A 12,293-nucleotide genomic window follows, 5' to 3' on the forward strand; every position below is an offset into this window, starting at 1 on the left:
TCCTGCGGAACGAAGGATCTTGCGAGTATGCATGGCGGGTAGGCATATTACAGCGGCGGGGGGCTCTGGAGGAGCCCCCGCGGCGACAGAAAGTACCGAAAATGCAGCGCTAAAGCTGCATCGAAACTGCTGGTTTCGGGCGTAAAGTTGCTGATTTTGCCAAAATCAGTGCGTTTTTTTGGATGTTTTTAAAAGAAATTCGGCAAAAAGGCGAACAAAAACGTCCATTTTTTGAAGATTTTTGAAGGTTTTTTTCGGTAAAAATCGCCAGGAATTGTAGCGGGTCTACATCAAAATAAACGCCTTGGTTAACGAATAAATAAAAATCTGGCCAGCTATACCTTTGCGGCCTTGGTGCAAAATCTTTGTGGTAAAATTTTACCACCGGGATTCACAAACAGATATTTAGTCCTGAAATAGCTTTGCACGCGTGTTCCAAAGGTGTTCCACCAGGCTAAAAACGATGGTTCGTTTATTTTTATTAACTAATTGATAATTAGCGTTATGTAAACTAACCCTGAGGCGCAAGGGGTGTTTCAAAGTGTTCCGCAGAAACTGTAACTGGTTGATAGTCATTGCTAATTTAAAAATAAGTGTTCCACTCGCAAAAGTGGAACACCTGCGAACGAACTCGTTCAAAATCCTTAAATTCGCCCAATGAATTTTTCATCTAAACTGCTGGAAGATGCCGTTGCCGAATTTGCCAAACTGCCGGGCGTGGGCCAAAAAACCGCCTTGCGCCTGGTGCTGCACCTGCTCGCCCGCGAAAAGGAGGAGGTGGCCCGCTTCAGTACAGCGGTAAATCGTTTGCGCAACGAAATACAGTTCTGCAGCACCTGCCACAATATATCTGATAGTGCCATTTGTGAGATATGTTCGTCCCCAAAACGCGACCATTCCCTGGTTTGCGTGGTAGAAGACACCCGCGACGTAATGGCCATAGAAAACACCAATCAATACAACGGCGTTTACCATGTGCTGGGCGGCCTTATTTCGCCTATGGACGGCGTTGGTCCATCTGATTTACAGGTGGATACGCTTGTGGAAAGGCTGAAAGACGGCGAGGTGAAAGAAACCATATTTGCCCTTAGCGCTACCATGGAGGGGGATACCACTATCTTTTACCTGCATAAGCGCTTAAAACAATTCGATATAAATATCTCAACCATAGCCCGTGGCATAGCTTTTGGTGGTGAATTGGAGTACGTTGACGAGATTACGTTAGGGAGGTCTATCGTAACCAGGGTACCGTACCAAAATTCATTATCCTGATCGCTTATGAAACTCTCTGTTATTGTAGTTAATTACAATATGTGCGCTTTGCTGAAAGCGTCGCTGGGCTCTTTAACAAAGGCATGCAAGCATATTGATTATGAGTTGATTGTGATTGATGATGCTTCTACCGACCGCTCCGTAAAAATGCTGCAAAGCGAGTTCCCCAAAGCCGAAATCATTGTGAATGCTAAGTGTTTAGGTACCGCCAAAAGCCGTAACCTTGGATTAGCCAAAGCTGTTGGGGAGTATGTTTTACTGGTCAGTGCGGATACTATTACCGCCAGCAATGCGCTGGAGGGTACTCTGGCCTTTATGGATGCCCATACGCATGCAGGCGGCGTAGGCATCAGGATGCTTACCCCGCAGGGGCGGTTTCTGCATATGTCACGCAGGGGCTTTAACCGGGCCTGGGAGGCTTTCTTTAAGCTTACGGGGTTAGCACGCCATTTTACCAAATCGAGGCTTTATAAAAACGGCAAGGATAATTGGGTGGATGAATTCGAAACCGCCGAAGTTGACGTAATAAACGGCGCGTTCATGCTGTTGCGCCGAAACGTAATCAACGAAGTCGGCGGGCTGGACGAACGCCTGACCATGTTCGGCCATGATATCGATCTTTCTTACCGCATCAGGTTGGCCGGATATAAGAATTATTATTTCCCTAAAAGTTATATCATCAACGTCCGTAAACAGCAAAGCGCCAAATTTAGCTGGGCCTACATCACGCATTTTTATGGTGCTATGATTATATTCGCCGCCAAATATCTGTTCCGTATGCCCGAGATAAAAATACCGGAAGTACCGCAGCTATTTGCCCCGAACTATGAACTGGAAAAATAAGGTAGTCATTATCACCGGTGCTTCATCGGGCATCGGTAAAGCCCTCGCTATAGAACTTGCCGGCCGCGGTGCCAACCTGGTGCTGGGAGCGCGTCATTTCGTAAATCTCTGCACCATTGCCCAAAATATAGAAACCCATCAAAAGGTACGTGCCGTTGCGGTGCAATGCGATGTCACGGTTGAGCAGGATTGCGCGATGCTGGTCAAACAGGCTATGCTTACTTTCGGTAGGGTAGATGTGCTCATCAATAATGCCGGCATCAGCATGCGGGCGCTCTTCAAAGATGTTGACCTAAAGGTGCTCAAAAGCTTAATGGACGTAAACTTTTGGGGCACCGTTTACTGCACCAAATATGCCCTGCCCGAGATTGCCAAAGCTCAGGGTAGCATCGTGGCGGTATCGTCCATAGCGGGGTATAAGGGTCTGCCGGGTCGTGCAGGTTACTCGGCCAGTAAATATGCTATGAACGGCTTTATGGATGCTTTACGGGTAGAGAACCTTAAAACCGGCGTACATATCATGGTGGCCTGTCCCGGCTTCACGGCATCTAACATCCGCAATACGGCCCTTGACAAAAGCGGCAAAGAACAAGGCGAAAGCACGCTGGAAGAAAACAAGATGATGACCTCTGAGCAGGTAGCCAAAATTATCACCAACGGCATAGAAAATCGAAGCCGTACCCTCGTCATGACTACCCAGGGCAAGCTTACCGTGTTCCTCAGCAAATTCTTCCCCGCCTTTTTAGATACACAGGTTTATAAGGTGTTTGCGAAGGAGAGAAACGCGTTGCTTCATTGAGCAAATGCCTCAATGACCTAATGAAATAAACGTACTCACCTTACTCATATCCAGCACAATCCTGCCATCTTCATCCCTCTCAAACATCGGCACGAATTTGGCATCCCAAACCATATCTGCATAGGTGTAAGAAGTTCGGGAGTGTACCGTTTGAGAAAAGGTATCGTCGAAAGCTTTGAGTAATACAGAGAAAGAAGCCTGGGTGCGTTCCAGTTCCTCGGGCGTAATATCGGCGAGCGGGCTGTTCTCATCCAGCGGGTGCACGATTGTCCAGTTGAGGGTGAGGATACTCACTTTAGAGCGTTCGAGTTCCAGGGGAAAAAAACGGCGGGTGGCTTTGCCATCCACAATCTCGTTGTAGGAAAAAACTACTTCTACATCCAAATCGATAAGTACATTCTTGCGCAGGTTCGACATCCGGAACATCAGGCCCTTGCCATCGCCTCTGTAAGGGCTCACCAGCAAGTTTTCGCTATAAACAATCTTGGCCGAAGGCTTAGAGAACCGGCCATAAAGCAAGCCCGTTGCCAATGCGAAAGCCAGCAGGCCAATCATCGATTCGATAGCTGCCACGCTGTTGGCTACCAGGCCATGTGGACTGAGATGTCCGTAACCCACCGTAGAAATGGTTTGTGCCGAAAAGAAAAAGGCGTCCAAAAAATGACCCAATCCGTTGTTGCTGGTAGATCCGTCGAGGCTATCCATACCTATCAGCGTATAAATACCAGCAAAGAACAGGTTGGCCAGCAGGTAACCGGTGAGTATGATGACCCAGAATTTGCCCCAGCTCATTTTGATGAGCGTGTGGTAATTATCGGCGGTATTGAAAGGGGAGAGGCCCTTGCGCCTTACATTTACCGAGCCATCTTTATTAATGAGCGGTTGGCTTTTGATTACCGGCTGCGGGCCGAAACCAAGGTCGTTCTCTGGGTTTACTTTCTGCTCTTTTATCGCCACGGGATAATTATTGATTTATTGAATGATTTATTCAGGAGGATTTTTCTAGATGGATGTTATAGTGATTCCAAAAGCTAAATTAATCTAATATGGCTACTTATTCAATAAATCAATAATTCAATTAATCTCTGCTTGCTTTTAGTGAAAAGTATTTCCATATTTGCCATATCAAAAGAAAATGAAAGCATTGAACAACAATTGGTGGTGGCTTAACGAAAATTCGTAAGGCAGCCTCATTTTTTGTTTTTTACAGATATACAGAAGGGTTGCCGTAAGGTAGCCCTTTTTTTGTTCGCCCCCCGGCCCCCTGAAGAGGGAGTAATATATAAAATTTACAAATCAAAAGCTCCCCCTTCAGGGGGTTGGGGGGCTCGAGCTAGCATCATGAAACAGATACTTAACCATCTATTCGAACACAAAACATTCAGCCGCGAGCAATCGAAAGAAATTTTGAAGAATATCGCGCTGGGTAAATACAATAACTCGCAAATGGCTGCCTTCATGACGGCGTATTGCATGCGCAGCATCACCGTGAACGAGTTGGAGGGCTTCCGCGATGCCATGCTGGAGCTTTGCCTGCCTATCGATCTGGAGGCCGGCGAACTCATAGACCTTTGCGGCACCGGTGGCGATGGCAAGGATACCTTCAATATTTCTACACTGGCATCCTTCGTGGTGGCCGGTGCGGGGTACAAGGTGGCCAAGCACGGCAACTATGGTGTATCCTCAGGTTGCGGCTCATCTAATGTAATGGAGCACCTGGGTTACGTGTTCACCAATGATGCGGATAAGCTGAAAGGAAGCATTGACAAAGCCAACATCTGTTTCCTGCATGCGCCGCTGTTCCACCCCGCCATGAAAACGGTTGCCCCGATACGCCGCGAACTGGGCGTTAAAACCTTCTTCAATATGCTCGGCCCTATGGTAAACCCTGCAAAGCCGGGAAACCAGTTGGTAGGGGTGTTCAACTTGGAATTAGCGAGAGTTTATGCCTACCTGTACCAAAAATCGGGCATCAAATACACCATATTGAATGCGCTGGATGGCTATGATGAAATATCCCTCACCTGTGACTTCAAGACCTTTTCTGCTGAAGGAGAAAAGATAAATACTGTTGAAAGTCTGGGTTTCGATAAATTACAAGAGAGCCAGATTACCGGAGGCCACACCGTGGCTGATTCGGCAGCCATATTCATGAAGGTGCTGAACGATGAAGCCACCAAAGCACAAACAAACGTGGTGCTTAGCAATGCGGCTATGGCTATTAAAACTATGTCGCCCGGTAAAAGCTTTGCGGATAGCTTTTATGAGGCCGAGGAATCGTTGATAAGCAAAAAAGCGCTGCAAAGCTTCAAAACACTTATTGCCAACTAACATGAGAATAAAAGTTTGCGGCTTAAAGTATCCTGAGAATATAAACTCCGTGGCGGCGTTGTCGCCGGATTTTATGGGATTCATATGCTATAGCCGGTCGCCCCGCTTTATAGGCGAGTTGGACGAAGATATCCTCGCCCTGCTGCCCGACCACATCCTCAAAACGGGCGTTTTCGTAAACGCATCTATTGAGCGGGTGAACAAAACGATCAACAAGTACGATTTTGAGGCGGTGCAACTGCACGGGGTAGAAAGCCCGGAGTATTGCGCTATGTTGCGCAGTAAAGTGATCGTAATAAAAGCATTCGGTGTAGATGAGCAATTCGATTTCGGCAGGTTGGAGGCTTACATCAACAAGGTGGATTTTTTCCTGTTCGACACCAAAACGCCTGCACATGGCGGCTCTGGCTTGAGTTTCGACTGGGCCATACTGAATCAATATACGGGCGATACCCCTTTCTTTTTGTCAGGTGGCATTGGCCTTAATAACCTGCACGAAGTAGGTAACATTACGCACCCCATGCTTTACGCGGTTGATTTAAACAGCAAGTTCGAATCGGCACCGGCGATAAAGGATATAGATAAACTGAAAAAGGCATTCAATACCATCAAAAATATTTAAGAACGATGAAATACGGCGTAAACGAACAGGGCTACTATGGCGACTTTGGCGGGGCTTACATCCCCGAAATGCTATATCCAAATGTAGAAGAACTGCGGCAGGAATATATAAAAATAATGGACGACCCCGGCTTTAAGGCCGAATTTGAACAATTGATGCGCGATTATGTGGGCCGCCCTTCGCCGTTGTATCATGCAAAAAGATATTCGGAAAAATATGGGGCCAACATCTTCTTCAAACGGGAGGATTTAAACCACACCGGCTCGCACAAAATAAACAATGCCATTGGGCAGATATTGTTGGCTGCGCGCCTCGGAAAAAAACGCATCATAGCCGAAACCGGCGCAGGTCAGCATGGCGTGGCCACAGCAACCGTTTGTGCGCTCAAAGGCATTGAATGCGTGGTATATATGGGCGAGATAGATATGGCCCGCCAGGCACCCAACGTATCGCGTATGAAGATGCTGGGCGCTAAAGTAGTACCGGCAACATCGGGCAGCAAAACGCTTAAAGACGCTACCAACGAGGCCCTGCGCGATTGGATAGGTAACCCGGTGGATACGCATTACATCATCGGATCGGTAGTTGGGCCATACCCGTACCCGGATATGGTGGCCAGGTTCCAATCCATCATTTCCTTCGAAACCAAAAAGCAATTGCTGGAGCAAACCGGCAACGAGTTACCGCAATACGTAATGGCCTGCGTAGGTGGCGGCAGCAACGCCATGGGTATGTTTTATCATTTTTTAAATGATGAGGACGTAAAACTGGTAGCCGTAGAAGCAGCGGGCAAAGGGGTGAACAGCGGACATTCCGCAGCTACCACTTTCCTGGGTAAAGAGGGCGTACTGCACGGCAGCCGTACCATATTGATGCAGACTGCTGACGGGCAGGTAGAAGAACCCTACTCCATTTCCGCAGGCTTGGATTATCCAGGTATCGGTCCGCAGCATGCACACCTGTATAAAATAAACCGCGCTCAATACGTGAGCATCACCGATGACGAAGCCCTGCAAGCCGGGCTGCTTTGTTCGCAGATGGAAGGCATTATCCCCGCGATAGAAACCGCGCATGCACTGGCTCAACTCGAGAAAATGACCTTCGAGAAAGGGGACAACATAGTAATATGCCTTTCGGGCAGGGGGGACAAGGATTTGGATACGTATATCAAGTATTTTAATTTTTAGGTGAGTGGTTGATTGGGTGAGTAGTGAGTGGTTGCGAAATTCGAAACCAGTCGCAAACCACTACTCCCCACTTTCCAACCATTCACTACCCTCTATTCACCATTCACTAAGTTGTATCATAACCGAACACCAACTGTTACGCTTGCGGACAATCTATTTGCTTGTGTCTGTTTTCAAATAGTTAATAATCAATTACTTAAATAATTGGTATAGCTTTTAACTTTGTTAGGCCAAAATCGGCCTTATGTTAAAAAACTACTTTAAAATAGCCTGGCGTAATATTATCCGTCATAAGGGCTATTCCTTCATAAATATTGCGGGCTTAAGCGTGGGCGTAGCAGCTTGCTTGCTCATATTCGTTATCCTCCAGTTCGAGCTTAGCTTCAACACCAATTTTAGCAATTATAAAAGCATTTACCATGTAGTTACCCAACAAATAGGTGAGGATGGCAATACCTATAATCCGGGTATATCTGTACCGGCTACAGATGCCTTACGTATCGATTTCCCGCAGGTAAAATTTGCCGCGCTAAACTCCAGTTACGGCAGCCAGGTTACTGTGCCCGGCACTGACCCTACGAACGCCGCCGACGATAAGAAATTTACCGAGGGCTTTGGCGTGTTCTTTATGGAGCCGCAGATTTTCGATATTTTCCATGCCGACTGGCTATCGGGCGATAAGAGCGTGCTGAAGCAACCCAATATGGTCGTCATCAACAAAAGTACGGCCATTAAATACTTTGGCGATTGGAAGAACGCCATGGGAAAAACCTTGCGGATGGATAACCTGCTGACCCTAAAAGTAGCCGGTGTGTTAGAAGACTCGCCCAAGAATAGCGATCTGGTGTTTAGAGTAGTGGTATCTTATGTCACCTGGAAACAACATCCCCAAAACTATCATTATAGTGATAGTTGGGATTCCCTCGGTAGCAGCCACCAGATATTTGCCGAGCTACCTGCCGGCTTAACGGCTGCTGCCATGGACAAGCAATTAGTTGCATTTACCGCGAAAGTAATGTCCGATAAAACCAAGGTAACCAGGGTGCACTTCCTGCAGGCTTTGAAAGATATGCACTTCGATACACGCTTTGGCAACACTATCGGTGATCATATTACCAGTGCAGCAACCTTGCGTACCTTATCTTTTATCGGCGTGCTTATTATCATTATGGCATCTATCAACTTCATCAACCTATCTACTGCGCAATCGGTGGGACGGTCAAAAGAAGTGGGTATCCGCAAGGTGTTGGGCAGTAGCCGCAAGCAGCTCATATTACAGGTAATTGGCGAAACTACGCTTATCATCCTGTTTTCGGTATTTATTGCCATTGTTATAGCCAAAATAGGGCTGCCTTACCTCAAAAATATCGCCAATGTGCCAGAGGATATCGGCCTATTCAATGTCGGTACCGTATTGTTCCTGGTGGCTACCACGGTTACCGTTATTCTGTTATCGGGAATTTACCCGGCCTTAGTAGTATCAGGTTTTAAACCTATTTTGGCCATTAAAAATAAAATTACGGCAGCCTCGGTTGGCGGCATACCTTTGCGCAGGGCTTTGGTTGTGGGCCAGTTCGTTATCGCGCAATTGCTTATTGTAGGTACCGTAGTGGCTGTAAAGCAAATGAATTTTGTGAACGAAGCCGATTTGGGTTTCGATAAAAGTGCTGTACTGGTGTTGCCGGGCTATACGGATAGCATCAGCCTGGCAAAAATAGAACCTTTTAAGCAACGCTTACTGCAAAACCCCAACGTAAAGTCGGTTACTTTTGCGTCAGATATACCATCTTCAGACAATAAATGGAGCTCGAACTTTTACTACAATAATTCAACAAAAGACCGAACTTTTGGCGTGTACATGAAGTTTGGCGATGCCGACTACTTCAAAACCTTTGGGTTTAAGTTTGTTGCCGGCAAGCCTTATGAAAAGAGTGATACCAGCCGCGAGGTTGTGGTGAACGAAACGTTGATGCACAAGCTGGGTATCAAAAATGCCGACGATATAGTGGGCAAAACCTTTAAACTGGGCGGCGGAAAAAGCTGGCTGAGGATATGCGGAGTGGTAGCCGATTTTAATACCAATTCGCTGCGCGATGCTGTTATGCCAACTGTTATTTTGACCCAAAAGGAATATTCGTATTTGTCGGCAGTGAAAATGCGCACTGCCAACCTCAACAAAACCGCTGCGGATATCAAGGCCCTGTGGGAAACAACTTACCCGGAATACGCCTATACCGGCTACTTTTTTGATGAAGGCATAGCCAGGTTTTACGAGCAGGAGAACCAGCTCGCACTGGTGTATAAAATATTTGCAGGCATAGCCATTTTTATATCCTGCCTTGGCTTGTATGGCCTGGTATCGTATATGGCGGTACAGCGCACCAAAGAGGTTGGCGTGCGCAAAGTGCTGGGCGCATCGGTTACCAGCATAGTGCTGATGTTCTCCAAAGAATTCATGATACTGTTAGCCATCGCTTTCATCATCGCCATACCATTATCCTGGTACCTGATGCAGCAATGGTTACAGAATTTTGCGTACCGCATACCGCTCAGCGGTGGCATATTTGCACTGGCCATAGTGTCGTCGGTAGCTATTGCCTGGCTTACCGTAGGCTACAAGGCCGTAAAAGCGGCACTGGTAAACCCGGTGAAGAGCTTGAAGAGTGAGTGATAGATGTGCAGATGTGCAAATTTCAGATGTGCAGATGGTTGATGTAATTAATGTGAATCTGAGAAATTAAACTGAATCTGTGCGCAAAGGAATCGATGTAAAAAAAAACTAAATGCTGAAAACAAACCTCAAAATAGCCTGGCGGAGTATATGGAAACATAAGGCTTATTCGCTTATCAATATCATCGGGTTAACTACCGGGCTTACGGCCTGTTTAATTGTTGCCGCTGTTGTGATAGACGAGCTATCGTACGACAAGCAATGGGCAAAAGCAGATGATATTTATCGCGTAATATCGCTTAATACGAGCGTAAAAGGCGAGGAGCGGATGGCCGTTACCTTTTCGGGTTTGGGCCCATCGCTAAAAAAAGATTTTCCGGAAGTGTCAGATTACTGCCGCATTTCTGTTTATAAAGACAGGATACGACTGGGTGAAGCTAGAGAAGGGGTGAAGTTAGAAAGCATACATGCCGAACCAACTCTTTGGAACGTGCTTGATTTTAATGTAATACAGGGCAACCCCCAAAAGTTTGTAAAAGGTTACACTAACCTGATCATCACAAAGAAAATACAGCAGCAATATTTCCCCAATCAAAGCCCTGTAGGCAAAGTTGTTTATACCGTACCCGATTATGGCGAAAAAAAGGCCTGCATTATTACCGGCGTGGTGGATCAGTTGCCTCAAAACACGCACTTACGGGCCGATATTATTACCCTTAGTGAGTTCCCTACAGGTTATAATGAAATGCCAAAACCCAACGGTGTTTTTACATTCACGCCACAATACATCTTGTTGAAACATGGTACATCGGTTGCCGCATTTAATGCCAAGGTAAATAATTGGTACAAAGCAGCAGTGGTGCCTAAAAAAGCCGATTACCTGTTCCAATTTCAGCCAATGAAGGATGTTTACCTAAAGTCGGATTTTGGTGGCGGGCAAACTGTGCAGGGCAGCATGCAAAACGTTTATATTTTTAGTGCGGTCGCCGTTTTTCTGCTACTTATCGCTTGCATTAACTTCGTAAACCTTACCATATCCAGAGTGTTTACCCGCGCAAAGGAAACAGGCGTGCGCAAAGTGCTTGGTGCAGGTACCGGCCAACTGATGATGCGCTTTCTCTCCGAATCTGTATTGTTTTTCCTGATGTCGTTTGCGCTGGCCATTGTGCTTTATCAATTCTTAATAAAACCGGTTGAAAGCTATTTAGGCCATTCTTTAACGGTAAGCTTGTATAACTCGGCATTCCTGCTGGCAACAGTTATCATTGTTTTGGTGGTGAGCATTGGCACAGGTCTGTACCCGGCCTGGTATTTATCGCGCCCGCAGCCCAGCGTAATATTAAGGGGCAAGTCATCCGGGCATATCCAGCTCAATTTCCTGAAGAAGGCATTGGTTGTGGGGCAATTTGCTATATCGGTTGCTATTATACTGGTCACCATAATTGTGCATAACCAGCTCGATTTTATGGGTACAAAGGATTTGGGTTTCGATAAAAGCAACCTCATTAATATCGCTTATACCGACTGGGGCAAAACCGGACAGGTGTTTAAACAAGGGGTGAAGCAATTACCCGGTGTTAAAAATGCAAGTATCACCAATTGGTACCCAACAGCCGGGGCCGGTAACATGTCAACAACCATTGAGTTAAAGGGCGAGAAGGTGAACGTATTTTTTATACAGGCGGATGCGGATTTGGGCGACGTGCTAAAATTAAAGCTTAGTTCGGGCCGGTTGCTTGATGCGAATACACCTACCGACGTTATGGATGCAGATTCTGTGATGGGCGGAACCAGTAAACAAACCAAAGATAAAGCGGCGGTGCAGCCATTAATCATCACATCTTATACGGCGGCTTTGCTTAACGCCAAATTGAATGCCCCCGTAAGTTTTAAAGGTATGCCGGTGGGTGTTGTAAAGGATTTTTATAGCGAATCGTTACGCACCAAAATAAAACCAACGTTAATTATGGGATTAAGTAACCCCAGTTATGGCTACATGCTGGTAAGGGTTATCCCCGGTACCGAAAAACAGGTACTCACTGCTATGAACAAACTTTACAAACAGCTTTATCCCGACAAACCATTCGACTATAGCTGGGTGAGCGACCAGGTAGACGAGCAATACAAAGCCGAGTTTAAACTACAGCAGTTATTTTCTTGCTTTAGCGTCCTCATCATATTCCTGGCATGCCTTGGTCTTTTCGGCCTGGTGAGTTTTACGGTAGAGCAACGCATAAAAGAGATTGGGATACGCAAGGTGCTGGGCGCAGGGGTGAGCAGCATTGTTACCCTGATAGCTAAAGATTACCTGTGGCTCATCATAGTAGCTGTGATAATTGCTTCGCCGCTGGCCTGGTACGCTATGAATAAATGGCTGCAGGACTTTGCCTATCACATCACCATACAATGGTGGGTGTTTGCTTTAGCCGGCGGCTCGGCAGCACTCATTGCATTCTTAACTATTAGTATGCAGTCGATAAAAGCAGCGCTGGTAAACCCGGTAAAGAGCCTGAAGAGCGAGTGATAGATGTGCAGATATGCAAATTATAGATGTGCAGATTATCGAAA

Annotated in this window: 10 protein-coding genes; 8 read left to right on the forward strand and 2 right to left on the reverse strand. The window is 46.4% G+C overall.

Annotated elements, in window-relative coordinates; translation table 11 throughout:
* Positions 1–109 precede the first annotated feature (109 nt).
* A complete protein-coding gene (locus E2R66_RS06160) occupies positions 110–385 on the reverse strand; it encodes a hypothetical protein (protein WP_133227791.1) in 276 nt (91 codons plus the stop codon).
* A gap of 272 nt (positions 386–657) precedes the next feature.
* On the opposite strand from E2R66_RS06160, the gene recR reads away from it, so the two are divergent.
* The 3 genes from recR to E2R66_RS06175 are packed head-to-tail and all read left to right on the forward strand — an operon-like array spanning position 658 to position 2,914.
* Positions 658–1,272 (forward strand): recombination mediator RecR, encoded by a 615-nt coding sequence (gene recR, locus E2R66_RS06165; RefSeq protein WP_133227789.1) that lies wholly within the window; start codon positions 658–660, stop codon positions 1,270–1,272.
* A gap of 6 nt (positions 1,273–1,278) precedes the next feature.
* Complete coding sequence (locus E2R66_RS06170) at positions 1,279–2,115, forward strand: glycosyltransferase family 2 protein (RefSeq protein WP_133227787.1); 837 nt, start codon at positions 1,279–1,281, stop codon at positions 2,113–2,115.
* Positions 2,099–2,914: an SDR family oxidoreductase gene (locus tag E2R66_RS06175; protein WP_133227785.1), complete on the forward strand. Its 816-nt coding sequence runs from the start codon at positions 2,099–2,101 to the stop codon at positions 2,912–2,914. The genes E2R66_RS06170 and E2R66_RS06175 overlap by 17 nt, the downstream gene beginning before the upstream one ends.
* A gap of 9 nt (positions 2,915–2,923) precedes the next feature.
* Here the strand turns inward: E2R66_RS06175 and E2R66_RS06180 are convergent, their stop codons facing one another.
* On the reverse strand, positions 2,924–3,871 hold the full coding sequence (locus E2R66_RS06180; protein ID WP_133227783.1) for an ion channel: 948 nt from the start codon (positions 3,869–3,871) through the stop codon (positions 2,924–2,926).
* A gap of 384 nt (positions 3,872–4,255) precedes the next feature.
* Between E2R66_RS06180 and trpD the strand changes: the two genes are divergently transcribed.
* The 5 genes from trpD (at position 4,256) to E2R66_RS06205 (ending at position 12,249) form a co-directional block, all read left to right on the forward strand.
* Positions 4,256–5,245 carry an anthranilate phosphoribosyltransferase gene (gene trpD, locus E2R66_RS06185; protein ID WP_133227781.1) on the forward strand — a complete coding sequence of 330 codons (990 nt, stop codon included), beginning with the start codon at positions 4,256–4,258 and terminating at the stop codon, positions 5,243–5,245.
* A 1-nt stretch (position 5,246) separates the two neighbouring features.
* Positions 5,247–5,867, forward strand: a complete 621-nt coding sequence (locus E2R66_RS06190; protein ID WP_133227779.1) for a phosphoribosylanthranilate isomerase — start codon at positions 5,247–5,249, stop codon at positions 5,865–5,867.
* 5 nt (positions 5,868–5,872) lie between these two features.
* Complete coding sequence (gene trpB, locus E2R66_RS06195; protein ID WP_133227777.1) at positions 5,873–7,054, forward strand: tryptophan synthase subunit beta; 1,182 nt, start codon at positions 5,873–5,875, stop codon at positions 7,052–7,054.
* A 244-nt stretch (positions 7,055–7,298) separates the two neighbouring features.
* Positions 7,299–9,725, forward strand: a complete 2,427-nt coding sequence (locus E2R66_RS06200) for an ABC transporter permease (RefSeq protein WP_133227775.1) — start codon at positions 7,299–7,301, stop codon at positions 9,723–9,725.
* Positions 9,726–9,837: 112 nt separating this feature from the next.
* A complete protein-coding gene (locus tag E2R66_RS06205; RefSeq protein WP_133227773.1) occupies positions 9,838–12,249 on the forward strand; it encodes an ABC transporter permease in 2,412 nt (803 codons plus the stop codon).
* The last annotated feature ends 44 nt before the right edge of the window (positions 12,250–12,293 follow it).

Source organism: Mucilaginibacter psychrotolerans (genome assembly GCF_004519315.1).
Lineage (GTDB): Bacteria > Bacteroidota > Bacteroidia > Sphingobacteriales > Sphingobacteriaceae > Mucilaginibacter > Mucilaginibacter psychrotolerans.

Coding starts and splice junctions, on each gene's coding strand:
- recR (WP_133227789.1), top strand. CDS start 658: ATGAATTTTTCATCTAAACTGCTGGAAGATGCCGTTGCCGAATTTGCC.
- E2R66_RS06170 (WP_133227787.1), top strand. CDS start 1,279: ATGAAACTCTCTGTTATTGTAGTTAATTACAATATGTGCGCTTTGCTG.
- E2R66_RS06200 (WP_133227775.1), top strand. CDS start 7,299: ATGTTAAAAAACTACTTTAAAATAGCCTGGCGTAATATTATCCGTCAT.
- E2R66_RS06190 (WP_133227779.1), top strand. CDS start 5,247: ATGAGAATAAAAGTTTGCGGCTTAAAGTATCCTGAGAATATAAACTCC.
- trpB (WP_133227777.1), top strand. CDS start 5,873: ATGAAATACGGCGTAAACGAACAGGGCTACTATGGCGACTTTGGCGGG.
- trpD (WP_133227781.1), top strand. CDS start 4,256: ATGAAACAGATACTTAACCATCTATTCGAACACAAAACATTCAGCCGC.
- E2R66_RS06205 (WP_133227773.1), top strand. CDS start 9,838: ATGCTGAAAACAAACCTCAAAATAGCCTGGCGGAGTATATGGAAACAT.
- E2R66_RS06175 (WP_133227785.1), top strand. CDS start 2,099: ATGAACTGGAAAAATAAGGTAGTCATTATCACCGGTGCTTCATCGGGC.